Source organism: Pseudoduganella namucuonensis (assembly GCF_900116645.1).
Lineage (GTDB): Bacteria > Pseudomonadota > Gammaproteobacteria > Burkholderiales > Burkholderiaceae_D > Rugamonas > Rugamonas namucuonensis.
The window spans coordinates 272,455-296,901 of record NZ_FPBO01000003.1 but is presented as its reverse complement, the minus strand read 5'-3'; the positions used below and the strand labels follow the sequence as shown (position 1 = coordinate 296,901).

Genomic DNA, 24,447 nt, shown 5'->3' with positions numbered 1-24,447 from the left:
CATGGCCGCGCCCCGTCCGTCGTCCGCCGCCATCCCCCGCCTGCCGGTGCTGTCGCTGGCGGCGTTCCGCCGCGCGCGCGCCGGCGCGCCGCCCGCGCTGCCCTCGCTGCTGGACGCCGGCGCCGTGCGCCTGGTCACCAGCGGCCGCGTCGCCATCGCGCTGGCGCTGCGCGAACTGGGCGTGGGCCCGGGCGACAGCGTGCTGGTGCCGGCCTACCACAGCCCCTCCATGGTGCCGCCCGTGCTGTGGCGCGGCGCCCGTCCCGTGTTCTACCGCGTCGACGCCGCCGCCGCGGTCGACCTGGCCGACCTGGACGCCAGGCTGGACGGCACCGTCAAGGCCGTGATGGTGACCCACTACTTCGGCTTCCCGCAGGACATGGGGACTATCCGCGCCTGGTGCGACCGCCACGGCGTGGCGCTGCTGGAGGATTGCGCGCACAGCTTCTTCGGCCGCCACGGCGGCCTGCCGGTCGGCTCCCACGGCGACTACGCGATCGGCAGCGGCATGAAGTTCTACCCGATTTTCGAGGGCGGCTGCCTGGTGTCGGCGCGCCGCCCGCTGGACGGCGTGGCCTTGCGCTCGGCCGGCCGCGGCTTCGAGGCCAAGGCCGCGCTGGCGGTGCTGGAGCACAGCTTCGCGCACGGCCGCCTGGGCGCGCTGCGCGCGCTGCTGCGCCTGCCGCTGTGGTGCAAGGACAAGCTGTGGGCGGCGCTGAAGGCGCGCCGCGGCGCCGCCCTGCCGGACGGCGCCGTGGCGGCGGAACTGGCGCTGGCGCCGGCCTCGTCCGACAGCAGCTACGATTTCGACCCGCGCTGGCTGGACAAGCGCTCGGCCTGGTTCTCGCGCTGGGTGTTGCGGCGCGCGGACGCCGGCCGCGTCACGGCGCTGCGGCGCCGCCACTACCTGGCGCTGGAGGCGGCCGTGCGGGACCTGCCCGGCTGCCGGCCGCTGCACGCGGCGTTGCCGGAGGGCGCCTGCCCGTGGCTGTTTCCATTGTGGGTGGCGCGGCCGGACGCCGTGTTCGCCGCGCTGCGGGCGGCGGAGGTGCCGCTGGTGCGCTTCGGCCACACGCTGTGGCCGGGGGTGGACGCCGCCATCTGCCCGCAGGCGGTGGCGCTGGGCCACCACGTGCTGGCCCTGCCCTGCCACCAGGATTTGAACGCGGCCGAACTGGCGCGGCTGTGCGCCGCGCTGCGCGCTGCGCTGGCCGCGGCGCAATAAGCCCCCGGGCGCCAATACGTTAAATTAAGGTCCATCGTGACCCCGTAGGGCGGAGTAAGCGCAGCTTATTCCGCCGGATGCGTGCGGGCCTGCGCATCTGATCCGATAAAACTACAAGCTGGCCGCCGCCGGCGCCAGGCAGGCCGCGAAGTCCTCGAAGGCGCCGTAGCGGGGCTGGGCCGGGCGCGCGGCGCCGCACAGGTCGGGCCGCGCCTCGCCGGTCTCGGCCCCGGCGCGGCGCGGCGCGGCCTCGCGCCAGCCGAAGTCCAGCGCCGCCGGCTCGCGGTACAGCTGGCGCAGCGGATGGCGCCCCAGGTATTGCGACAGCACGCCGCCGGCCAGGTTGTCGTGCAGGCGCGCGTCGCCGCCGTTGCGGCCGCGGATGGCGCCGTCCACCAGGTTGCCGTCCAGGTCGGCGCTGCTGGCGGGGAAGCGCACCAGCACGCCGCTGGTGTCGAGCAGGGTGTTGTGGCTGATCTTGCTGGCCGCCGCGCTGTTCAGGTACAGGCCCTCGTCCGAACAGGAGGCGATCAGGTTGTCGCGGATCACGCCCTGCTCCTGCTCGGCCACGCAGCGCTGGTCGCGGCAAAACATCTTGCCGGTGCCGCCGCCGCCCAGCGACAGGCCGACGCGCTGGCCGGGCCGGCGCTGCAGCAGGTGCTCGCAGATGACGATGTTGCGCTCGAACACATTGTGCGCGCCGCCGCCCTTGGCGAACGCGCCGTAGCTGACGCGGTCGCCGCCGGCCTTGATGAAGTCGGTGATCAGGTTGCCGCGCAGGATCCAGTGGCTGGCCGCCACCAGGTCGACCGGCGTGACCGGCTTGCCGGTGTTGCGCTCGCGCGCGTTGGTCAGCGTGTTGTTCTCCAGCAGCCCGTGGTCGGGGAAGCGGCCGCCGTGGCCGTTGATCTTGATGTGGGCGTTGAAATCGCTGATGGTGTTGTTGCGCGCCACGAAATGGCTGGCGCCGCCGATCACGTGCAGCGCGTGCTCGCAGTCGTCGTCGCGCTGGCACACGCCCCGTATCGTCAGGTTCTCCAGGCGCCAGTGCGGCTCGGAGATCTGGAAGGCCTCCACCGTGTCCGATTCCAGCCGCACGGTGCCGGGGCTGGCCGCGCGCAGCGTGATGGGCGCGGCGGCGGTGCCGCCGCGGCCGGTCTTGAGGGGCCGCCCGCTGATGCGGTAGGTGCCCGGCAGCAGGGTCAGCACCGCGCCCGGCTGCGCCGCGGCGACGGCGGCGCGCAGCTGTTCGGCGCCGGCGACCAGGGTCTCCTGCCCGCCCGGCCGCGCCGGGACGGCGCGCGCGCCGGCGCCGGCCACCGTGGCCAGCGCGGCGCGCGGCAGCGCCGGCCCGCGGTCCATCTCCATCAGTTTCGCCCCGCCCCAGGCCGCCGCGCCGACGATCACGCCGTTGTGGCCGGCCGCGCGGTGCTCCAGGTAGGGCGCCAGCGTGCGCGGCGCGATGCCCTCGCTCTGCAGCACATAGGCGGCCCCGCCCAGGCCGGCCGCGCCCAGCGCCGCCGCCACCACCGCCCCCGACACCAGCCAACGCCGCGCGCCCATCACGCGCCCTGCCTGATGCCGTGCCGGCTCATCAGGTCATACAGCGTGGGACGGGAAATGCCCAGCAGCTCGGCGGCCTTGACGATGTTGCCGTCCATGCGCGCCAGCGCCTTGACGATGGCCTTGCACTCGGCCTCGTCGCGCACCTGGCGCAGGTTGATCGGCTCCTCGACGGCCACCGACGACAGGCCCAGGTCCTCGGCCAGGATCTGCGGCCCGTCGGCCATGATGACGGCGCGCTTGATGCAGTTCTCCATCTCGCGCACATTGCCCGGCCAGGGGTGGGCCTCGATGGTGGCCACCGCCTCGGCGCTGAAATGCAGCGACGGGCGCGCGTCCTGGGCGCAGAACTTGTTCTTGAAGTGGTGCGCCAGCAACGCCGCGTCGCCGACCCGGTCGCGCAGCGGCGGGATGGTGACGACGATCTCGGACAGGCGGTAGTACAAGTCCTCGCGGAAGCGGCCGGTGGCGGTCAGGTCCTTCAGTTTCTGGTGCGTGGCGCAGACGATGCGCACGTCGACCGCGATCTCCTCGTGCCCGCCGATGCGCTCGATCACGCGCTCCTGCAGGAAGCGCAGCAGCTTGGCCTGCAGCGCCATCGGCAGGTCGCCCACCTCGTCGAGGAAGAAGGTGCCGCCGTGCGCCAGTTCGACCTTGCCCTTGGTCTGCTTGGCCGCGCCGGTGAACGCGCCCTTCTCGTAGCCGAACAGCTCGGACTCCAGCAGGTTCTCGGGGATCGCGGCGCAGTTGATGGCCATGAAGCGCTCCTTGGCCCGCGGGCTGAGCTGGTGCAGCGCGCGCGCCAGCACCTCCTTGCCGGTGCCGCTCTCGCCCAGCAGCATCGCCGAGGCCGAGGTCGGCGCCACCTTCTCCAGGCTGCGGCACAGCTTGAGCATGGCCGGGTCGCGGCTGATGATGCCGTTCAGCGGCGAGTCCGCCTGCACCTGCAGCATGCGCCGGTTCTCGTCCTGCAGCCGGGCCAGGAAGAAGGCGCGCTGTATCACCAGCTGCAGCACCGCGTGGTCGCAGGGCTTCTGGTGGAAGTCGTAGGCGCCCAGGCCGATGGCCTTGACCGCGTTGGCGTGGTCCTGGTTGCCGGTGAGCACGATCACGCGCGTGTCCGGCGCCAGCGCCAGGATCTGCTGCAGCGTGGCCAGGCCCTCGGTGGAGCCGTCCGGGTCGGGCGGCAGGCCCAGGTCCATGGTCACCACGGCCGGCTCGTGGCGGCGGATCTGCGCCAGCGCGCTCTCGCGGTCGCCGGCCACCACCACGTCGTAGGCGTCCAGGCTCCATTTGAGCTGCTTTTGCAGGCCCAGGTCGTCCTCGATGATCAGCAATTTCTGTCGGTCTTGTGTCACAACATTCCTTCGCGCCGCGACGCGGCAATAACGCCCAGCTTACGCTGCCCGCTTGTAGATTGGCAACATGATCGTGAATGTGGTGCCGCGGCCGGGCTGGCTGCTCACCTCCAGCTGCCCGCCCAGCTCGCACACATACTCGCGGCTCTCGAACACGCCGATGCCCATGCCGGCCGACTTGGTCGACTCGAAGGGCTTGAACAGGCGTTCGCGGATGAAGTCCTCGCTCATCCCCTTGCCATTATCGCTGATCGCGATCACCGCGCGCTGCTCTTCGCGCCGCAGGCTGACGTCGACCTGGCCGTCGCGCCCGGTCGCCTCGATGGCGTTCTGGATCAGGTGGCCGACCACCCGCTCCAGCCGCTCGTGGTCGGCCAGCACGTGCAGGGCGGCGTCGCGCACCTTCAGCGCGGGGCGCGGCTCGAAGCCGGACTTGAGCGCCACCGCCTGCGCCAGCAGCGCGTCCAGCGCCAGCGGCGCGGGCAGTTCGGGCGTGGCGCTGCGGCTGAGCTTGTGCAGCAGCAAAGTCATCTTCTGCACCGAATACTCGACCGTCTCTATCATGTCGCGCTGGAATTCCGGGTTGTGGCGGTGCTTCTCGGCGTTGGTCATCAGCAAGGACAACTGCGACACCAGGTTCTTCAGGTCGTGCACGATGAAGGTCGACATGCGGTTGAAGGACTCGAACTGGCGCGCCACCGTCAGCGCGTTGCCGACCTCCTGCTGCGCCAGGTAGCTGGAGGCCTGGGTGCCGGCCACCTTCAGCAGGTCGATCACCTCCCAGTTCAGCTTGATCTCGCTGCGCGGCTCCTGCAGCAGCACGAAGCCGAACAGCTTGCCCTGCAGGATCAGCGGCACCACCAGCCAGCCCCGCTCGTAGCGCGACAGCCAGGCCGGGATCGCCACGCCGTCGTACAGCGCCGGGTTTTCCGCGTACTCGCGCAGGTCGATGACCCACTGCTTGCCATTCAGGTATTGGCAGAACGGGGTGTCCAGCGCCACCGGCTCGGTCGGCGGCGCCATGTGCCAGCCGGCCACCGGTTCGCACAGGCCGCTCTCGCGCGCGATCCACAGCGCGCCGCCGGTGCTCTCGACCAGTTCGGCGACGGCCTGGATGGTGCGCTCCGGCAAGCCCGGCCCCTGGGCGCTGAGGGTGCGCGTGAAGCGCAGCCACTCCTCGCGGTAGTCGTAGTTGTAGCTGTAGAAATGCTTGCTGATGAAGACCTTGAGCCAGGCCCGGAAGGTGCCGGAGAACAGGATGCCCACCAGCAGGATGGCGGCGGCGAACAGGAACGCGACCTCCATCAGCGTGCCCCAGGTGCCGCCGAACAGGCGCAGGTAGTAGCCGGCCGAGCCCATGGCCAACAGGTAGATGGCGGTGCCGAACAGGGCGGCGGTGTGGAACACCACCCGGCGCGACACCGCGATCGACGAGCTCCAGGTGGCGCTGCGCGACACCGAGATCGCCACCAGCGGCGTGATCAGGCCGTTGATGACGCCGCGCGCGGCCCAGATCTGCTCGTCGACCGAGCGGAACAGGATGGCGTCGCTGTACAGGTAGAAGTCGTAGGCGAACATGGCGCCGACGCCGAGGCAGACGTATTTGATGGCCCAGCGCTCCTGCACCGGCTTGTTGCGGTAGACCTGCTCGACCAGCAGCAGGCCCACCAGCGCCATGCACAGGTGCACCAGCGCCACCGGCAGCCCGGCCGACGGCAGCAGGTTGACCTCGAAGCGGCCGAACAGGGTGGCCACCAGCCACACCGCGTAGACGGCCAGCCCGGCCAGCACCGAGGGCTTGAGGCGCATCGGCAGGCGGCTGCCCGGATCGCGGAAATGCCCCAGCAGGATCAGCAGGAAGACCGACCAGGCGCCGTTGCGCAGCGTTTCCAGCGCGTCGATGAAGTGGGTGGGCGCGGATTGCGTGCCCTGGTACATCATGGCGGCGCTCCACAGGCACGAGAGGAAGGAGGCCAGCGTCAGGGCCGAGCCGCGCACGCGGCCGCGCCAGACGGTGAGCAAAGCGGTGAGCAGAAGGAAGAACGCGACGGCCGCCGCGCCATAGCTGATGAATGCGATGTTGATCAACGTCAACCTTCCTAGGGGGTGGTGGGGGAACGCCCCGGGCCGCGCCGGGGTGAATTGTTGCTTATCGTATATTACCGCGCGGCGGCGCCTCCAGGCAATCGGCGCGTCAGCCGCGTTGCGCGCGCAGCGCGCCGTGCAGTTGCGACAGGCTCATGAACACGCCGCCCAGCTCCTCGCGGAAGAAGCGGCAATACGCGTCGATGTCGCCGATGAAGCGCCGCAGGTCGTCCGGCGTGCGCACGTAGGGCGTGTGGCCGGGCACCAGCGACGGGCTGTGGTAGGTCAGCGAATAGACCTGGCAGCCGGAGCGCCGCAACTGGCGCGTCAGGCGCATCATGTCGCTGGCGCCGGCGCCCTCGGGCGTGAGCCGGATGCGCTCCAGGCTGCGCGAGCGGGCCAGCAGGCCGCCCATGCGCGCCAGCCGCGCGAGCGGACGCTGCGCCAGCGCGTAGACGGCCGGGCCGGCCCCGCGCAGCCAGCCGCAGTAGCCGGCCGTCACCGGCAGTTCCAGCAGCGCGCGCCCGCCCGCGTCGAACCAGTAGGGGTGCTCGTCGAAGGCGGAAAAGTCCGGCCCGCCCTCGGCCGCGAAGGAGGTGTAGGGCACGACGCTGGTGTCGATCTGGTAGCCCAGCGCGGCGATGGTCTCGGCGGTGTGCGGGCCCAGCCCGTAGCGGCCGGACTTGAACGCCAGCGGCGCCTGGCCGAAGGCGCCGGCGATGGCCTCGGTCAGCAGGCGCAGCTTGTCGTATTCGAGCTGGCGCGGCAGGTTGCCGGCGAAGGAGTTGAAGTCGGACACCGCCTCCTCGTACGGCGGCGAGACCCAGGGATGCAGCTGGGCGCCGATTTCGCAGCGCCCCGCGTCCAGCAGGCCGCGCAGGGTGGCCACCGCGCCCGGCGCCGTGGCCACCGGCCAGTCGACCATATAGGTCGGCACGATGCCGAGCCGGTCGAACACGCGCTCGTGCAGCATGGGCTGGCTGGCGACGGTGCGCGTGCCGATGTTGTCGCGGTTGAAGGGCTGGTCCCAGGGGAACTCCTCCTCCGTGTCGACGATCACCAGCAGCACCGGCGGATGGCCGGCGGGCAGGCGGGCCGGCGGGGCTCCGGGCGCTAGCATGGCGCGGGCGCCGGAGACGCGGCGCGGCGGCTTGCATTGCGAATGACGCTGGGTACCGACAATTCTTCGCCTCTGACTGTAAACGGTTGGCCTCGCGATCGCGGGGGTTGCCGATCGTATCACACTGATTGACGCTTGGATATGCGCCGCGTCAAGCGCGCTACGGCTGCGCGCGCTGGCGGTAGATCTCGGCGAACATGGGCCGCAGCACGGCGTTGCCGTACTCGCTCAGATGGCCGTGGTCGTAGTACAGCGGCCGCCGGTCGCGGCTGGCGAAACAGCGGCCGTCGCGGCACAGATAGGGCAGCGGATCGAGGATGCGCACGCCGCACTGGGCGCGCGCGGCGTCCTGGGCCGCCCACAGCCAGCCGTTGCGTTCGCGGTACTGCTCGATCGGCACCGACAGCTCGCTGGCCAGGCCCCAGGCCATGCGGCGCGACACGTATTGCGGCACGTTGACCGGCATTTCCGGGATCGGCCGCACCATGTAGACGGGGCGGGTGGCGGCCAGTTCGCAGGCCGCGCGCGTGACCTGGGCGCCGAACTCTCGCAGAAAGGCCGCGCCCGCCGGCTGGCCGCGGCGGGCGGCGGGACCGGGGCCGGTCCCGGTTCCGAAATACACCTCCGGCCGCGGCGCGCGGCGCTCCTCCAGCGCGCCGAAGGCGTAGCGCGCGTAGCGCCCGATCAGCACCACCGGCACCTGCGGCGGGACGGTGCGCAGTTGCGCCGTCACCCACTGGTTGAAACCGGCGCAATCGGCCTGCTTGTTGAACTGGTGCGGGTTGAGCTTGCGCATGCCCGGCAGGTAGACGCAGGCGTCGTAGGTCCATTGCAGCACGCCGGCGCGGGGGTCCGGCCGCGCCCCCGCCAAGCCCGACACCAGCGCGGCCGCGTGGCTGTCGCCCAGCAGCACGACGCGCCGCTCGGGGCCGCCGTGCACGCAGGACGGCGAGGTCGCGCCCTTGCTCTGGTGGCACTCCTTGCGGCGCGGATTGAAGTTGTTGGCCTCGTTGGCCGCCTTGCGCACCGGCTCGGCGAAGCGCTGGGGCACGCCGTCGAGCAGCCACAGCGCGCCGCCCGGCACGGTGACCAGCGCGACGCCCGCGACGACCAGCGCCACGCCCCGCGGCGCGCCGCTGCGCCCGAGCGCCTTGCGCGCCGGATTCTCCAGCCAGTGGTAGGAGCGGTCGCCCAGCAGCAGCGTCAGCGCCAGGCCCGCCGCCAGCGCGGCGCCGTCGTCCTCCAGCCCGCCGTAGGCCAGGCCCACGTACACCGGCCAGTGCCACAGGTACAGCGAGTACGAGCGGCTGCCCAGCCACTGCGCCAGCGGGTGGGCGGTGGCCGGCAGGTCGCTGTTCGCCAGCAGCACCATGGCCGCGGCGCCCACCGGCAGCAGGGCCAGGGCCCCCGGCCAGGGGACACTGTGGTCCAGCCAGCACACCGACAGGACGATCAGCCCCAGGCCGGTCCAGGCCAGCGCCCGCCGCCGTCCGGCGCCGAGGCCGGCAACCCGTCCGCCCCACAGGAACACCAGGCCGCCGGCCAGCATTTCCCAGGCGCGCGTGGACAGCAGGAAGAACGCGGCGGAGGGGTTGGCGGCCGTGGCGAACACCGAGACCGCCAGCGACACGGCCAGCGCCAGCGCCAGCACCCGGCCCAGCGCCGCGCGGCCCGGGCGCAGCCGCCACACCGCCCACAGCAGCAGCGGCAGCGCCAGGTAGAACTGCCATTCCACCGACAGCGACCAGGTGTGCAGCAGCCATTTGTCGTGCGAGGCCAGGTCGAAATAGCCGGCCTCGCGCAGGTAGGCCACGTTCGACAGGAACGCCAGGCTGTACAGCGCGTGGGCGGACAGGGTCTTGTAGTCGAGCGGCAACAGCAGCAGCCATCCCAGGCACAGCAGCGTGGCGCACAGGGCCATCAGGGCGGGCAGGATGCGCTTGGCCCTGGCCCAGTAGAAGGCCGGCGCGGAAAAGCGGTCGCCCTCCAGCGCGGCGACCACGATGCCCGTCATCAGGAAGCCGGAAATGACGAAAAACACGTCGACCCCGACGAAGCCGCCGGCGGCGCCCGGCACGCCGAAGTGGTACAGCATGACGGCCGTCACGGCCCACGCGCGCAAGCCGTTGATGTCCTGACGGAACTCGGCGCGATTCATCTCGGTTGACATTGCGTCACTCCACTTTCCAAAAACTCAACTGTCCTGACAAATTGCCATGCATTCGTCCCAAGTTAGCGGATTTTAATGACAATTAACTGTTGTTTCTGTATGGCACTTGGCCTTCCACAACGCAATAATTCCTGCGGGCATAGACTTGCCGGGGTAAAATTGGCCCGAGAAAACTTCGCACAACCCGTCGCCACCGGCCGGCGCGATCCGCGCGGTTCGGCCCGCTCCACATTGTCCCCTATATTGTCATGCAAATGTTTGCTTACTTACAACACCTTACGCTGGGCCTGGCGCGCGCGCCGGGCCGGCTGACGGCCGCCGCGCTGGCCGGCGCCCTGCTGGCCGCCTGCGGCGGCGGCAACGACGCCGCCGTGGCGCCGGCGCCCGCCGCCGCCCGCCTGATGGGCGGCGCGGTGCAGGGCGGCGTCGCGCCAACGGTGCAGGCCGCCTCCACCGATGAGGCCTATCATGAAGTCGTGCAGCGTATTTACATCGCATACTTCGGCCGGCCCGCCGATCCGGCCGGCCTCGCCTATTGGGCGGGCCAGTTCCGCCGGGCCGCCGTGCCGGCCACGCTGCCCGGATTGACCGCCGCCTACGCCGGCAGCGCGACGGTGCGCGGCCTGGTCGACTCCTTCGGCGCCAGCCAGGAGTCCAAGGACCTGTATTCCGGCGACAACGACGAGTTCATCACCGCGATCTACCGTAATATTTTCGGGAAGGAGCCTGACATGGCGGGTAAAAACTACTGGCGCGGCCTGGTTGAATCGGCCGCCATCACACGCACCTTCGCGGCGCTGGCCATCATGGCCGGCGCGCAGGCGGAGGACATCGACGTCGTCAACAACAAGATCGAGGTGGCCAACAGTTTCACGGCCGCCATCAGCGAGGCCAGGCTCAACGCCTCGTACAACGGCAACGACGCCAACGCCAGCGCGCGCACCATGCTGGGCATGGTCAACGCCGTCACCACGGTGGTCGATTTCCAGCCGGCGGTGGCCGCCACCGTGACCACGCTGGCCCCGGCGGGCTACGAGACCCTGGTCGCCACCGGCAAGGTGCTGACCGACATCAAGGTGCAGAACACCGGCGCCGCCCAGACCAGCGTGCCGGTGACGTTCGGCCAGATCTTCGTCAAGGGCCAGTTGCTGCCGAAGGAGGGCCTGGCCGGCAAGCTGGCCGACGGCAGCGCGGTCGCGCTGCAAATGGACGTCAAGGCCACCCATGACGACGGCTCGGTGCGCCACGCCATCGTGTCCGGCGTGGTGCCCAAGCTGGCCGCCGGCCAGACCCAGGTGCTGACGCTGGCCAAGTCCGGCCCGGCCACCACCCCGTCGACCGTCACCCCGCAAGCCCTGCTGAGCGCCGGCCTGACCGGCAGCGTGGCGCTGACGGTGAACGGCGTGCAGTACAGCGCCGCCCTGCGCGACGCGCTGCTGACGGCGTCGCCGGTGCGCTGGCTGTCCGGCCCCGTGGTCAACGAGTGGATCGCCGGCGCGCCGCTGAAAACCGCCGCCGGCGCGGTGCACCCGCACCTGACCGCGCGTTTCGGCGTGCGCTGGTACAACGGCCTGTCCAAGACGGCGCGCATCGAGGTCATCGTCGAGAACAACAAGACCTTCACCGCCGCCCCGCGGAACTACAGCTACGACGTCAACGTGCAGATCGACGGCCGCGCGGCCTACAGCCAGACCGGGATGACGCATTACCACCATTCCCGCTGGCACAAATACCTGTGGTGGAATCCCGCCGGCGGGCCGGCCGTGCACCTGCGGCACAACACCGCCTACCTGATCGCGTCCAAGGCGGTGCCCAATTACGACCAGGGCATCGTCACCAAGGAGGCCGCGCTGACCACGCTGGCCAGCACCGCGCTGACGGCGGCCAAGATCGGCCCGATGAAGATCGGCGCGCTCAAGGAATACATGCCCACCAGCGGCGGCCGGCCCGACATCGGCCCCCTGCCCAGCTGGTCCGTCATGTACCTGCTGACGATGGACGCGCGCGCCAAGCAATCCATGATGGAAGTGGCGGACGGCTCCGGCACCTGGTCGATCCACTACCGCGACGACGCCACCGGCCATCCGATCCGCCTGGACAACGCGGTCAACAAGATGATCTCCACGCACGGCAACCTGAACCACCGCGGCCCGCTGCCGGTGCCGCGCTGCGCCAACAACGACTGGTCGATGTGCAGCACGCCGTACACGCCGGACACCGCGCACCAGCCGTCGATGGCCTTCCTGCCTTACCTGGTGACGGGCGACCACTTTTACCTAGAAGAACTGCAATTCTGGGCGGCCTGGAACCCAACCGGCACAGATCCGGGCGCACATGCCGGCAAGGGCCTGGTGCGCTGGCAACAATTGCGCGGTCAGGCCTGGTCATTGCGCACTTTGGGACATGCGGCCTACATCACGCCGGACACGCATTATATGAAGGCCTATTTCAACAACCAGCTGAGCGATAATCTTGAGTTCTACCACACGACCTATGTAACGGGCAATCCGAATGCGCTCGGGGTCTATGATGGTTCCGGTCCAGGGGCATTCGCTTCAGAACAATCCGCACCATGGCAAGATGACTTCTTTACTTGGAGCTTCGGCTATCTGGCCGAATTGGGTTACGCCAAAGCCGAGCCCATCTTGCGCTGGAAAGCCAAGTTCCCCGTTGGCAGGATGACGGCACTTGGTTATTGCTGGGTAGAAGGCGCGCCTTACTATATGTATGTGCGCAACACCACTAGCCGACAAATCTTCGCCACGTTCGCGGAAGCATACGCGGCCACCTTCAAGGAAGGCGCCATCAAGGACGACGATGGCAACGTTGTTACCCATCCGTTGGGCCTGCCTTACTTGACTCAGCCCTGCGGCAGTCAGGCCCAAGCTGATTGGCGCACGGCCGCAGGCAAACGCACTTGGGCCAAAGGCCAGATGCTGGGCTATGCCGGGTCAAACCTTGGCTACCCGTCCAACATGCAACCTGCGCTCGCGGTTGCCGCGTCGAGCGGCATTCCAAATGCGCGTGCGGCATGGACGATTTTCGCCAACCGATCAGTCAAACCGGACTATAGCACCGGGCCCCAATTCGCGATCCTTCCCCGATAGGATGCTAGCATGACCAGCGCCGCGACGGGATGGGGGCGCCGCACTGGTCGAAGTCACCGCTCCGGGCGGCCCGCAATAATTCTGCCCAAATTGCAATATTTGTGCGAGCTGTCAACTTATAATACTGGTTCACATCACCCGTCGCGCGATCTGCGCGACGCGTGGTCAAGCCAGAAAGGGAGCTATCTCGATGTCACTAATTCATTCCGCCATTCAACGTTTAAAGCGGGACTATTTTCGCTGGCACTACATGCGTGGCGCAGCACGAATCCTGACCACGCGCCCTATGGAAAAAGGCGTCGAACCATTTATCCTGCTTTCCATGGTGCAAAAGCGCGACGTGATGTCATATCTAGTTGCGGTCAAGTCCTTTACCCACTTTTTGAATCCCGCCCGCATAGTGGTGGTGTGCGATCCGTCAATCGATGAGCAGGACCGTGCAATTTTGATGCGGCATGTGCCGCACTTGGAATTGCGGCGCGCGGACGAATTCACGCACCCGGATATCCCTCGCGGAGGAACCTGGGAAAGACTGTTTGCCATAACCGGTTACGCTCAGGACGACTATGTGATTCAGTTAGACGCGGACACGGTCACCATCCAGCCGATTCCCGAAGTGCGCGAGGCGGTGCATCGGCTTGCGGGCTTTGTCCTGGGGGAAGCCGTTAGCACGCCCCTGAGCTCTTTGGGCGAGACACGTGCCCGCGCATTGCCTTGGTTGGGGCCGAACGCTCATATCCAGAGCATGTCGGAAACCGAAATGATCAATGTCGGCCTACCCGAAAATACCCGCTATGTGCGTGGCTGCTCGGGCTTCACGGGCTTTCCGCCGACCGCCACCCTCAGGGAAAATATGCTCGATTTTTCGCGCCGCATGACAAGCAAGCTGGGAAAGGATTGGACACGCTGGGGTACCGAGCAAGTGACGTCGAATTACTTGGCGGCCAACGCGCGTGGCACCGCGGCGTTGCCGTTTCCAAAATTCGGCACCCCGGACAAGGCAAGCGACATTACGGCCTTCTATCACTTCATCGGCTCGATGCGCTTCACCAACAGCAAGTACGCGACGGTGACCGCGCACGCGATCGACCAGTTGAGACCGACCTGATGCGGCCGCAATCGGCCGCGCCCAAGGTGCGTCACCATGGCTAGTTTGCGGCGTTCGCTGTTCATTACTTTTTGTTCCTCATCCGGCGCCGCGCTGCTCAAATTCATCACAAGCGTTTTAGTGGCTCGCATCCTTAGCCCAAGCGAAATCGGCGTGTTTTCGATGACGGTCGTGCTGGTCAACATTGCGCACATCTTTCGCGATTTCGGGGTTGGTTCCTATATTCAGCGCGAACCGGATCTAACTCCCGATAAAATCAGGTCTGCCTTCGGCGTCGCATTGGCTACGTCGTGGCTGCTTGCAGCCCTGCTGTTTGGGGCAAGCGGTTACATTAGCCGATGGTTCAGCGAACCTCAAATGGCGCCAGTGATGCACGTTTTCGCCGCCGGTTTCCTGCTGATCCCGTTTGGCGCGATCGGCAATGCGCTCCTGACACGGGAGTTGGCTGCGGACAAACAAGCGCTCATCAACACAGTGGGCACCGTCAGTTTTTGTATCAGCTGCGTGGGGCTCGCTAAACTGGGCCTGGGCAGCATGAGCTTGGCTTGGGCGAATCTGATCAACATTGTCGCATGCGCGTTGATGTACATTCCGCTGCGGCCCAAGGGCTTACCGTGGCTGCCCGCGTTCCAGCACTGGAGTGGCGTGGCACGGTTCGGGCTCGGGAGTCTGGTATCCAACTGCACTATTGCCCTGAACAATGCAGTGCCGGACCTTTTGCTGGGCAAACTAGGCAGTGCCCATGCCGTGGGACTACTTAGCCGCGCGAATTCAACCGTGGCGATCTTCGCATATGTCGCCGGCGGCACCGTCAGCTACGGCTCCGTCTCTTATCTTTCCCAAGCTCATCACCGGGGCGAACCTTTGGCACCGATGCTGAGTCACGCAATCTCGCTGCTTACCGGGATAGGTTGGCCGGCGTTGGCACTCACAGCTGCGCTAGGCCGCGAAATCACACTCGCACTATACGGCCACGCCTGGCTTGACTCAGTGCCAGCCATCCTCCCATTAGCTCTTGCCGGGATGATCGGTATGCTGTTTCACTTTACGCCGATGGCGCTGACAGCGATCGGCCGGCCATATCTCGGTGCGGTACCCGTGATGATTACCTTACTCTCAAGAATCGCCTTTGGTGCGCTATTGTTCGACGGTCGACTGGACACGTTTGCCTGGACGATCTGTCTGGCGACCATGGCGACGGCCCCCATGATGGCAGTTCAGCAATCGCGCCATTTCAAGCTCGAAACCGCCGCCCTGGCGCGGGCGGTCTCACCAAGCGCCATCGTCACTCTGGCCTGCGTCGCGACGGCTGAAGTGGCCATACTGGTATTGCCAGACAGCGTGCCCGCTGCGGCGCAACTATGCATCATGGCTTTGCCAATTATGCTCGTATGGTATGCCGCGTTGCGCCTGACTACCCACCCCATCCTGCCCGAGGTGCATCGACTGGGATATGCAATCCAAGCCAGGTTGCAAAAAAAAACGCATAAGTAGTCGCCTTGCGCCAAGTACGCGTGCCGGTCAGGCCAGGCACGGGTTCACCGCTGGGTGGCCGGCAGTCTGGACCGCAGATATGTTTCCGTATCCAATATATTATCGATGTGATAGCATGGTCGGGTTTGATGCCGATTATTCAGTCGGCATCGGCTCTCATTAATAGAGGCGAAGAATTGCTGGTCCCAGGAGCTGCCCCAAATTCCGCTGATGAAGCTCAAAGGTGCGCGGAGGCAGAATCTCCGTGCGGCGTTTCCATCATAGTACCGACTCGCAATCGCCCCGCCTTGCTGGCGCGCGCCCTCCAATCGATTCTGTCACAGTCCTATCGCGCGTTTGAAGTGATTGTAATCGATGACTCTTCCACTGCGGACGTGCGCCAAGCTTATGCCCAGCTATGGGATCAACTCGATCCACGCTTCATTCTGCGCTGCGTCGGCGAGGCGGGCGGTGCGCCGCTCGGGCCGTCCGTAACGCGTAATTTGGGCATAGCGGCCGCTTCCGGCACAATCGTCACGTTCTGTGACGATGACGACTTCTGGACGGATGACGGACATCTTGAAACTGCCGCCGCCACATTTGCGGCGCGGCCGTCGCTGGACATGTATATCGCCAATCAGACTGCAGTGTCGACCAACGGCGCCGTCGTCATGGCGGAATGGCTGCCCGGGCTAGTCGGAATCATGCGCGGGAAGGAGCGCGCAGATCGCCAAGGGTATCTGGTGACGGTTGCCGAGCTCACGCGCGGCGGCGGCTTCGCCCAACTTAACATATTGGCGTTGCGAACCACAACAGCACGAGCGATCGGCGGATTTTGGACGCGCACCACGTACGAAGAGGATCGCGACTTCTACTGGCGTGCGGCGGACGCCGCCAGGGAGATCTGCTTCAACCCCACCATCATTGGGCAGCACAATATCCCAGACCACAGCCGCCAAAGCAATTTGTCAAGCAGTTTTTCCCAAGTAGAACGATGGAGCATTTCTGTGCTGGTATCTCAGCATATAGCCATTAACACTCGTGACCACGCCATCAAGGCATTATGCCTCGGTTACGAGGGCGATATTTGGCGCCATCTGTCGTTGCATTTCTCAGAGCAGGGGAACCATACAATGGCTCTGCAGTATGCGCGACGCGCACTGGCTGCGCGCGCGTCGATCAAGTGGACTGGATACACGATTTTATTGATGGTAAGGAGTATTCTGCGGAGATTGACACCATGAGTGGGAAGGATAAAGTTCTGGTCTTGGGCGACGACACGCGCAGCTTCCTGACCACGGTGCGTTCACTTGGCCGCAAAGGCATCGAAGTCCATGTCGCGCCGTTCGACTTCAATGCTCCAACACTAAGTTCACGCCACATCAGCGCCATTCATCATCTGCCATATTATCTGGACGGCGGGGCCGGATGGTTGGAGGCTATAACTCGCCTGGTGCGTACCCAAGCGTTCTCATTGATCATTCCATGCGACGAGCGCGGATTGCTGCCGCTATGCCTCCACCGCGACACGTTAGGCGCTTTGTGTTCCTTGGCGATTCCCTCCCCGGATCCATTGGAGATCTTTTTCGACAAAGTCAAAACGCGCCAATTGGCGGAGCGCTGCGGCGTCCCTGTGGCGAATGGCCGCATGCTGCAATCGGATGATACCGCTGGCAGCATTGCGGCATCGCTAAACTTGCCGGTTGTGGTCAAGCACCCCAAGTCGTACGCGTTGCCGGAGCTGTATGTCCGGACCAGCACCAGGATCGTGCCGGACCAAACGAGTCTGGAAGCTTGGCTTGCCAATCGAGTTGCCGGCTGCGAACCGATATTACTGGAGGCGATGTTTCCGGGCTTCGGCATCGGTGTGTCCGTGCTGTGCCACGAAGGCACGATTTTGCAGGCGTTCGAGCATCACCGGGCGAACGAACTCGATGGCAGCAGTTATTATCGCAAGAGTGCGCCGCTTGATCCCGAGCGGCTCGCTGCGGTCGGCCGCATGACGGCAGCCACTGCTTACACTGGGCTCGCCATGTTCGAATTTAAGGTCGACGAGCGAAGCGGCGCCTGGATACTCATCGAAGTCAACGCTCGTCCTTGGGGATCGCTGCCCCTGCCTGTGTCGATCGGTGTCGATTTTCCGTATCGGTTGTATCGCCTCATGGTGCATGGTGAGCGCACGCCGCAGGTCCCGTATCCCATCGGTCATTACGGCCGCAACTTGGTACTCGATCTTTGGCAGGCCAGAAAAAGGGCAGCGACACTTCCAGCGCGGCCCGGCCAGTTGCTCGGGCATTGGGCTGGCTGGCTATGGGGGTTCCATCGACTGCTGCTGGGACGCGAACATCACGACGTGGGGGTCTGGAATGACCCACGGCCCGGTTTACGGGAGTTGGGGGAACTGGTGCTCACCCAGATGCGATCGTTGAAGACCAGAATACGAGGCCCGGTCGCGCCAACCAAGGCGCTTGAACGCCGAATGCAGGAGATATCGGCATCGCCGGCGGAAACGATACGGATCCTATTTGTATGCCAGGGCAACATCAATCGCAGCAGTTATGCCGAACAAAAATCGCGGCAAATATTCGCCACGCGCAGTGCGCGCTATTCCTTTGATTCGGCTGGCATGCTACCCCGCAACCGCCGCCCATCCCCGGCCGTTGCAATCAGCGCCGCCACGCGCCATGGCGTGGACCTGACCGCTCACTTGTCGCGGCACGCTACAGCCGAACTGCTGTCGCAAGCTCACTTGATAATTGCATTTGACCACATTAATTTGCGCAGTATCGCCGCACGCTACCCCGAACTAAAGGGACAGGTTTTCCTGCTGGGGGAGGCGGGAGATGCAGGGGATCAAGTTGAGATTCCGGATCCCGAAGGTAAATCCGAAGCCACCTTCCTGACAACTTTCCAGCGTATCGACGCCAGCCTTGAAAGACTGGCCCGGGTCGCGTTCTCGAATCAACGGAACCGTTAAACATGTTGCTGCCTAACCCGAACACCACAGCACGCCTGCGCCCTGACCATCCACCTGTCTTACTGGTCATAGTCGACACCGAGGAGGAGTTCGCCTGGGACCAGCCATTCAACCGTGGCAGTGTGGGAACCACGTCAATCAGCGGCCAACCGCACATTCACGAGAGGGTTTATGACCGGCTAGGCATTGTGCCAACCTATATGGTTGACTGGCCGGTGGCTACCACCCCGCAGTCCATCGCCACACTACATGCCTTGATGAAGGCGGGGCAGTGTGAAATCGGCACCCACCTGCATCCGTGGGTATCGCCACCATACGAAGAGACCGTTTCGCCGTTCAATTCCTATGCCGGCAATCTACCGCGTCAACTGGAATACGACAAACTTCGCCTGTTGACTTCTGCGATAACAGATGCGTTCCAGCGGTCTCCGGTCGCCTTCAAGGCCGGACGATATGGGGTGGGGCCTAACACGGCGGAGATCATTGCGTCGCTCGGTTACCAGATTGACGCCAGCGTCGTGCCGTACACTGCATTCACGATAGATGGCGGCCCAGACTTCTCAGCATTTGACGAACATCCTTACTGGTTCACGGCGGGCGGCGGTGATTTGCTGGAATTGCCGGTCACTGCCGGTTTTTGTGGCTGGTTGCGCAATTCGGGCCCCGCGATATATCCGATTACCCAACAATCGTGGGCCAAGACAGTCAAGCTTGGCGGCATTCTGGCACGCACCCGCGGACTCGAGCGTATCCGTCTCAGCCCGGAGGGAGCCACTGCGGGCGACATGATGCGTCTGACACAAGCGCTGATGCGAACCGGCTGCCAAGTCTATTCCCTAACCTATCACAGTCCGTCACTGGTACCTGGGCACACCCCATATGTACGCAGCGCCGCCGATCTGGCGCAGTTCGTGGAATCGATTCGAAGCTATTGCACTTGGTTCCAACAGGAGCTGGGGGGAGTTTTTTTGAGTCTATCCCAAGTGCGCGCGGCAATGGCTAAGCAAGTAGGATAGGCGGCAAGCCGGACGGGGTAGTTCAACGCCAGCGGGCTCTCTGGCGAACGCACTGCCTACCGGCCGCTGCCGAACATGACCACCTTCAAGGTGTCGATCAGCACCAGCAGGTCCAGGAACAGGCTGTTGTTTTTCACGTAATACAGGTCGTACTGCAGCTTTTGCACCGCGTCCTCGACGGAGGCGCCGTAGCCGTAGCGCACCTGGGCCCAGCCGGTGATGCCGGGCTTGATGCTGTGGCGCACGTTGTAGTACGGGATGTCGGCGATCAGCTGCTCGACGAAATAGGGCCGCTCGGGACGGGGGCCGACAAAGCTCATCTCGCCCTTGAACACGTTCCACAGCTGCGGCAGCTCGTCGATGCGCACTTTGCGGATGAAGTCGCCCACGCGCGTCACGCGCGGGTCGTTCAGCGCGGCCCACTGCGGCTTGCCGCCCTTTTCAGCGTTGGTGCCCATGCTGCGGAACTTGTGCACCTTGAACGGCCGGCCGCCCTTGCCGGTGCGCTCCTGGCTGTAGAACACCGGGCCGCCGTCCTCCAGCCGCACCAGCGCGGCGGTGATCAGCATCACCGGCATGGTCAGCGCCAGGATGATGGTGCTGACGATGATGTCGAAGGTGCGCTTCATGAAGGTGCGCACGAAACTCTGGTCGAAGCCGCCGCCGAACACCAGCCAGCTCGGCTGCAGCGATTCGACCCGGATCTGGCAGGTTTCGCGCTCGAAGAAGGTGGCCGCGTCGGTCACCTTGACGCCAAACAACTTACATTCCAGCAATTCCCGGATCGGAAAAGTGCCGCCGCGGCGGTTTTGCACCGACACCACGATCTCGCTGACGTTGTGCTTGCGCGCCAAGTTGACCAGCGACATGCCGGGCTCGACCTGCAGCACGGACGCCGACGGCACCAGGCACTCCTCGGCCGGCATGGCCACGTAGCCGGCCACGTCGTACTTGTGGTAGCTGGCGGTGCGCAAGGCCAGGTCGCCGCATTCCTTGGCCAGCGGACCGATGCCCAGGAACATGATGCGCGACTCCAGGAAGCGGAACTCCGAGGTCGTGAAGAAGATGGTGCGCGCGGCCAGGATGCCGACGGCGGCGATCAGGAACACCAGCAACAGGATGCCGCGGCCGAAATACAGTTCCGGCGCGATGTAGAACACCAGCGTCAGGATGCCGAACCCCATGGCGAACGACGGCATCAGCTTCAGGAAGAAGGGATTGCGCAGCCCCTCGTTGAAATTGAGCTGGTACATGCCCAGCGCGCTCATGCTGAACACCACCGAGGCGGCGAACACGCAGGCCGAGATCAGGAAATGATCCAGTTTCGGCAACATGAAGTCGTCGCCATCAAAAAAGCGGATGGCGGAACCGGCATAGAATGCCCCTATCAATATGAGGACTTCCACGAACAGCAGGCTGAACGCGACTTTCGACACATAGTGATTGGATATTCTTAACATTTTATTTCCCCTCCCCAGCGTGCGTACTGCGACTGAAGGCGATTAAGGTGCGGACCGTACGCGGATCCGCGCCGTCATGGTTTCGAAAACACGCCGGCTTCCCGCCCTTGCGGGGGCGATGGAGGCAGGCGATGCGTGTGGTGGATCGCGCGGAACGGCGCGGAATGTGGGAGTGGGACAACGCGCGGTGATGGCGATGCGCTCCAGGCTGCTGCGGCACGCGGGACAACGCCTCCTCGCGCTCGGAATCATGATTCATCACGGCGTCCATCTGAATGTCAGTACCCGGCCCGAACTGCATAATGCGCCAGCGAAACAGCTAGTGTCCGCGAGGACGAGCTCAAGCGCAAGCATTGCGTTGGGGTTCCGCGACAATACAGCTGAGTTTGGTTTTGGATTGCCGCTATCCTCGGCGCGTTCATCGGGAAACGCAAGCCTTATAACAAATAAAGCTGTGATGGAACGGCCCAGGGTAAGTTCTTATATTACAACAGATGTGTCCAATGTGGCAATAGATTTTAACGTTTGCGCCGGGTTTTTTAATGACAATTGTTAATTTTGCCCTGATTTTCTGTATTGGACAATCTTTTCGCCTCAGGCCACGCGCTCGGCCAGCCAATAGCAGCCGACCAGCGCGGCGACGGCCGAGCCGGCGCGCGGCGCGCCCGCCCGCCAAGGCGCCGGCGAGGCCCGCCGCGCGAGGGCCAGCAGGCCCAGCGCGCAGGCCACGAAGGCCAGCTGCCCCAGTTCCACCCCCAGGTTGAACCCGAGCAGGCTGAGCGCGCGGTTGTCGCCGGACAGCCCCATGTCCACCAGCGCGGTGGCGATGCCCAGGCCGTGCAGCAGGCCGCAGGCGAACACCAGCGCGGGCCGGTGGCGCGCGGCGCCGGCGCCGCGCCGCAGGTTGTCCAGCGCCAGCAGCACGATGCTGGCGGCGATCAGCGGTTCCACCACGCGCGGCGGCGCGCCGACGTAACCCAGCGCCGACAGCGCCAGCGTGACGCTGTGCGCGACCGTGAAACTGGTGACCACCGCCAGCCAGTAGCGCCAGCCCGCCCCCGCCGCCAGCACCGTCAGCAGGAACAGCAGGTGGTCCGGCCCCAGCAGGATGTGCCCGGCGCCGGCGGCGGCGAAGTCGCGGAACACGGCCCAGGGGCCGGCGAAATACTGGTGCGCGTTGCGCTGGCGCGACAGCAGCGCCAGCTCGCTGCGTTCGCCGGCGATCACGCGCAGCGCCAGCCGCGCGTCCGCCGTGGCGGGAGTGTGGAACAGATGCAACTCGACGCTGGGCGCCGTGACGGGGGCGTCCCACTGGTAGCGCCGCAGCACGGTCAGCTCCTCGGCGCCGGGCGCGCCCGGCTCGGCGTGCGGCAGCAGCAGGTCCTCGAACACCACGCGGCCGCGCCGGCCGCCGCTGCGCAGGTCGATCATGACGGACAGCTGCATGCCCAGCGCGTCGCGGTGGGCGTCGATCTCGGCGCGGCTGATCCGGCCGTCGCGGTCGTCGTCGTAGCCGGCCAGCGCGCGCGCCGGCACCGAGATCGCCGCGTAGGCCGAGTCGCCCACCAGCCGGATCGCGCCCTGGCCGCCGGCCACCAGATGCGCTTGCGCGGGACCGGGCGACAGCAGCGCGAGGCCGCACCAGGCGCACCAGGCGCACCACAGCCACCAGCGGCGCGGCCAGGCGTCGTCGCGGCGCCCCATCACGGTCCCGTGGTCGAGGCCGCCGTGCCCTTCACGCAGCGCTGGATGTAGGGATAGCCGTCGGTGATGTAGTAGTGGTAGATGCCGTTCGGGAACTCGGGCGTGACGCCGGTGCGGCCGTTGCACTCGTCCAGGTCGCCCAGGCCGGCCACGTACTCGTAGTCCTGCGTGAACGTGCCCATCGGCGCGATGCCGGTCGACGGCCGGCCGGACGACGGCGAGGTCTTCATGCGGTAGCTGGCCGTCATCACCTTGACCGCGCTGGCGGCGTCGGTGGCGGTGCTGTGGCCGTAGCGCGCGTAGATCGGGAAGCCGTCCACCGCGAAGCCCACCAGCGTCATCGCGGTGCCCTTGTTCAGCTTGGTGATGTAGCCCTCGGGCATGCCGTGGTAATGGTAGGCGCCGTCCGGCTGCACGTGGGCGTTGCTGCTGTCCACGCCGAACGGGAAATAAGTCTGGTTCAGCGCCTCGATCTTCCACACGCCCGCGTTCTGGTAGCTCTCCGCCGTGGACGGGTCGAACTTCACGCTGTTGTTGGCGAAGCCGAGGATGTGCGCCACCGCCGTGCCGGTGGCGCTCGCCACGGCCGGGTTCAGCGTGTTGCTGAACTTGACGGTGATGGCCTTGACCGTGTTCGGGTTGCCCGAGTTGGGGAAGGCGCCGATCACGTGGTCCGGCACGCCGTTGCCGGTGATGGTGCGCTGGCTGGTGGTGCAGCTCATCGCCACCGTGCTGGTGAGGTTGACGGTGGTGTTCAGCACGCTGGCGCTGTGCGGGCAGAACAGGTGGCCGGTGATCGAGCTGGAGGTGGTGGTGGCCACCGGCGTCACGCCGACCGTGCCCGACGCCGCGCCGCTGCCGGCCGAATTGGCGGCCGTCACGCTGCAGCTGTAGGCGGTGCCGTTGACGAGGCCGGTCACGGCGACGGGGCTGGCGGTGCCGGCGCCGGTCCTGGTGGCGCCGCCGCCGACGCAGCTGGCGGTATAGCCGGAAATGGCGGCGCCGCCGGTGGACGCGGGCGCGGTGAAGGCGATGCTGGCGCTGCCGTTGCCGGCGGTGGCCGCGCCTATCGCCGGCGCGCCCGGCACGGTGACGGCCGGCCCGGCCGGGGTCACGCCCACGCTGGCCGAGGCGGCGCCGCTGCCCAGCGCGTTGGCGGCCTTCACCGTGCAGGCGTGGGCCACGCCGTTGGCGAGGCCGGTCACCGTCAGCGGACTGCCCGCGCCGGTGGCGGACTTGCTGGCGCCGCCGCCGGCGCAGGTGGCGGTGTAGGCGGTGATGGCCTTGCCGCCGTTGGAGGCGGGCGCCGTGAACGCCACCGTGGCGCTGCCGTTGCCGGCCGTGGCCGCGCCGATGACGGGCGCGCCGGGCACGCTGTCGGCCGCGACGCGGCTCAGCGGCGTATAGCCGATGCCGCCCTGTATGGACGGCAGCACGGCGTCGTAGTTTTCCTTGCCGGCGCTGAAATTGGCCAGCACGTCCTCCACCGGGCTCAGCTTGCGGTCCAGCACGTCCAGCCAATACAGGTAGCCGGCCTGCTCGGGCGCCCGGTGCAGCACGTTGGTGTAGAAGGCGGTGACCAGCGCGCCGTTGCCGGGGTTGGCGCCGTACAGCGACTTGAATTCCGCCGAGGCGATGAAGGAGGCCGCCACGCTGCTCATGGAGGCGCCGTCGTCCATCACGCTGATCCAGTAGCCCAGGCCGGCGGCGTCCGGCACGCGGTTGAAGGCGGCCTGGTACAGGCGGTAGGCCTTGCCGGGTATGCCGTCCACATCCAGCGTGACATTGGTGTCCGCGAACTGCAGGCGTTGCGTGCGCGTCACGCCGACCACGCCCTCGCCGCCCTCGGTGTCGGTCACCGTGTAGCCCGCGCCGCTGGCGGCGATGGTGTAGCGGCTGGCGTTGCCGGAAAAGGTGACGGTCGAGACGCCATTGCCGGCGACGGTGGCGCCCAGCACTGCGCCGCCAAGCAGGCGGGCGCCGAGGCCAGGCGTGTCGGAACCGCCGCCGCAGGCGGCCAGGATGAGCGCGGTGAGCGCGGCGGTGGTGGTAGTGCGAGCCTTCATGTTTCCCCCGAGGGT

Annotated in this window: 15 protein-coding genes; 7 read left to right on the top strand and 8 right to left on the bottom strand. The window is 66.3% G+C overall.

From position 1 onward, the window contains the following. The first annotated feature begins 1 nt into the window (after position 1). Positions 2 to 1,225, top strand: a complete 1,224-nt coding sequence (locus BM436_RS05275) for a DegT/DnrJ/EryC1/StrS family aminotransferase (protein WP_093554248.1) — start codon at positions 2 to 4, stop codon at positions 1,223 to 1,225. A gap of 111 nt (positions 1,226 to 1,336) precedes the next feature. Here BM436_RS05275 and BM436_RS05270 read toward each other — a convergent pair whose 3' ends face one another. From BM436_RS05270 to BM436_RS05250, 5 genes are all read right to left on the bottom strand, one after another. Continuing rightward, the gene (locus tag BM436_RS05270) at positions 1,337 to 2,788 is read right to left on the bottom strand and encodes a right-handed parallel beta-helix repeat-containing protein (protein WP_093554246.1); all 1,452 of its coding nucleotides are present in this window, start codon (positions 2,786 to 2,788) and stop codon (positions 1,337 to 1,339) included. Further along, entirely contained in the window at positions 2,788 to 4,146 is a 1,359-nt protein-coding gene (prsR, locus tag BM436_RS05265; RefSeq protein WP_093554244.1) for a PEP-CTERM-box response regulator transcription factor, read from the bottom strand. The genes BM436_RS05270 and prsR overlap by 1 nt, the downstream gene beginning before the upstream one ends. Positions 4,147 to 4,185: 39 nt before the next feature. Beyond that, on the bottom strand, positions 4,186 to 6,234 hold the full coding sequence (prsK, locus tag BM436_RS05260) for an XrtA/PEP-CTERM system histidine kinase PrsK (protein WP_093554242.1): 2,049 nt from the start codon (positions 6,232 to 6,234) through the stop codon (positions 4,186 to 4,188). A gap of 106 nt (positions 6,235 to 6,340) precedes the next feature. Continuing rightward, the gene (locus BM436_RS05255; RefSeq protein WP_093554240.1) at positions 6,341 to 7,351 is read right to left on the bottom strand and encodes a polysaccharide deacetylase family protein; all 1,011 of its coding nucleotides are present in this window, start codon (positions 7,349 to 7,351) and stop codon (positions 6,341 to 6,343) included. Between the two features lie 160 nt (positions 7,352 to 7,511). Then, positions 7,512 to 9,521, bottom strand: a complete 2,010-nt coding sequence (locus BM436_RS05250) for an acyltransferase family protein (RefSeq protein ID WP_093554238.1) — start codon at positions 9,519 to 9,521, stop codon at positions 7,512 to 7,514. A gap of 254 nt (positions 9,522 to 9,775) precedes the next feature. Here BM436_RS05250 and BM436_RS05245 point away from each other — a divergent pair, with 254 nt between their 5' ends. From BM436_RS05245 to BM436_RS05220, 6 genes are all read left to right on the top strand, one after another. Continuing rightward, positions 9,776 to 12,628, top strand: coding sequence for a DUF4214 domain-containing protein (locus tag BM436_RS05245; RefSeq protein WP_143132975.1), 2,853 nt, complete (start codon positions 9,776 to 9,778; stop codon positions 12,626 to 12,628). A gap of 190 nt (positions 12,629 to 12,818) precedes the next feature. Further along, a complete protein-coding gene (locus BM436_RS05240; RefSeq protein WP_143132974.1) occupies positions 12,819 to 13,736 on the top strand; it encodes a glycosyltransferase family protein in 918 nt (305 codons plus the stop codon). 36 nt (positions 13,737 to 13,772) lie between these two features. After that, the gene (locus BM436_RS05235; protein WP_093554232.1) at positions 13,773 to 15,230 is read left to right on the top strand and encodes an oligosaccharide flippase family protein; all 1,458 of its coding nucleotides are present in this window, start codon (positions 13,773 to 13,775) and stop codon (positions 15,228 to 15,230) included. Between the two features lie 128 nt (positions 15,231 to 15,358). Then, on the top strand, positions 15,359 to 16,453 hold the full coding sequence (locus BM436_RS05230) for a glycosyltransferase family 2 protein (protein ID WP_093554230.1): 1,095 nt from the start codon (positions 15,359 to 15,361) through the stop codon (positions 16,451 to 16,453). Further along, complete coding sequence (locus BM436_RS05225) at positions 16,450 to 18,186, top strand: arsenate reductase/protein-tyrosine-phosphatase family protein (protein ID WP_177306961.1); 1,737 nt, start codon at positions 16,450 to 16,452, stop codon at positions 18,184 to 18,186. Before BM436_RS05230 ends, BM436_RS05225 begins: the two co-directional genes overlap by 4 nt. 2 nt (positions 18,187 to 18,188) lie before the next feature. Beyond that, positions 18,189 to 19,202: a polysaccharide deacetylase family protein gene (locus BM436_RS05220; RefSeq protein WP_093554226.1), complete on the top strand. Its 1,014-nt coding sequence runs from the start codon at positions 18,189 to 18,191 to the stop codon at positions 19,200 to 19,202. A 56-nt stretch (positions 19,203 to 19,258) separates the two neighbouring features. Here BM436_RS05220 and BM436_RS05215 read toward each other — a convergent pair whose 3' ends face one another. From BM436_RS05215 to BM436_RS05205, 3 genes are all read right to left on the bottom strand, one after another. After that, a complete protein-coding gene (locus BM436_RS05215) occupies positions 19,259 to 20,662 on the bottom strand; it encodes a TIGR03013 family XrtA/PEP-CTERM system glycosyltransferase (protein ID WP_093554224.1) in 1,404 nt (467 codons plus the stop codon). 594 nt (positions 20,663 to 21,256) lie between these two features. Continuing rightward, positions 21,257 to 22,366, bottom strand: coding sequence for a HupE/UreJ family protein (locus tag BM436_RS05210; RefSeq protein WP_093554222.1), 1,110 nt, complete (start codon positions 22,364 to 22,366; stop codon positions 21,257 to 21,259). Continuing rightward, positions 22,366 to 24,432 carry a YHYH protein gene (locus BM436_RS05205; protein WP_093554220.1) on the bottom strand — a complete coding sequence of 689 codons (2,067 nt, stop codon included), beginning with the start codon at positions 24,430 to 24,432 and terminating at the stop codon, positions 22,366 to 22,368. The genes BM436_RS05210 and BM436_RS05205 overlap by 1 nt, the downstream gene beginning before the upstream one ends. Positions 24,433 to 24,447: the final 15 nt, after the last annotated feature.

Bases quoted from the DNA above. Each gene is read 5' to 3' on its own strand.
- BM436_RS05275 (WP_093554248.1), top strand. From the start codon at position 2: ATGGCCGCGCCCCGTCCGTCGTCCGCCGCCATCCCCCGCCTGCCGGTG.
- BM436_RS05270 (WP_093554246.1), bottom strand. From the start codon at position 2,788: ATGGGCGCGCGGCGTTGGCTGGTGTCGGGGGCGGTGGTGGCGGCGGCG.
- BM436_RS05255 (WP_093554240.1), bottom strand. From the start codon at position 7,351: ATGCTAGCGCCCGGAGCCCCGCCGGCCCGCCTGCCCGCCGGCCATCCG.
- BM436_RS05250 (WP_093554238.1), bottom strand. From the start codon at position 9,521: ATGTCAACCGAGATGAATCGCGCCGAGTTCCGTCAGGACATCAACGGC.
- BM436_RS05245 (WP_143132975.1), top strand. From the start codon at position 9,776: ATGTTTGCTTACTTACAACACCTTACGCTGGGCCTGGCGCGCGCGCCG.
- BM436_RS05240 (WP_143132974.1), top strand. From the start codon at position 12,819: ATGTCACTAATTCATTCCGCCATTCAACGTTTAAAGCGGGACTATTTT.
- BM436_RS05235 (WP_093554232.1), top strand. From the start codon at position 13,773: ATGGCTAGTTTGCGGCGTTCGCTGTTCATTACTTTTTGTTCCTCATCC.
- BM436_RS05230 (WP_093554230.1), top strand. From the start codon at position 15,359: ATGCCGATTATTCAGTCGGCATCGGCTCTCATTAATAGAGGCGAAGAA.
- BM436_RS05225 (WP_177306961.1), top strand. From the start codon at position 16,450: ATGAGTGGGAAGGATAAAGTTCTGGTCTTGGGCGACGACACGCGCAGC.
- BM436_RS05220 (WP_093554226.1), top strand. From the start codon at position 18,189: ATGTTGCTGCCTAACCCGAACACCACAGCACGCCTGCGCCCTGACCAT.
- BM436_RS05215 (WP_093554224.1), bottom strand. From the start codon at position 20,662: ATGTTAAGAATATCCAATCACTATGTGTCGAAAGTCGCGTTCAGCCTG.
- BM436_RS05210 (WP_093554222.1), bottom strand. From the start codon at position 22,366: ATGGGGCGCCGCGACGACGCCTGGCCGCGCCGCTGGTGGCTGTGGTGC.
- BM436_RS05205 (WP_093554220.1), bottom strand. From the start codon at position 24,432: ATGAAGGCTCGCACTACCACCACCGCCGCGCTCACCGCGCTCATCCTG.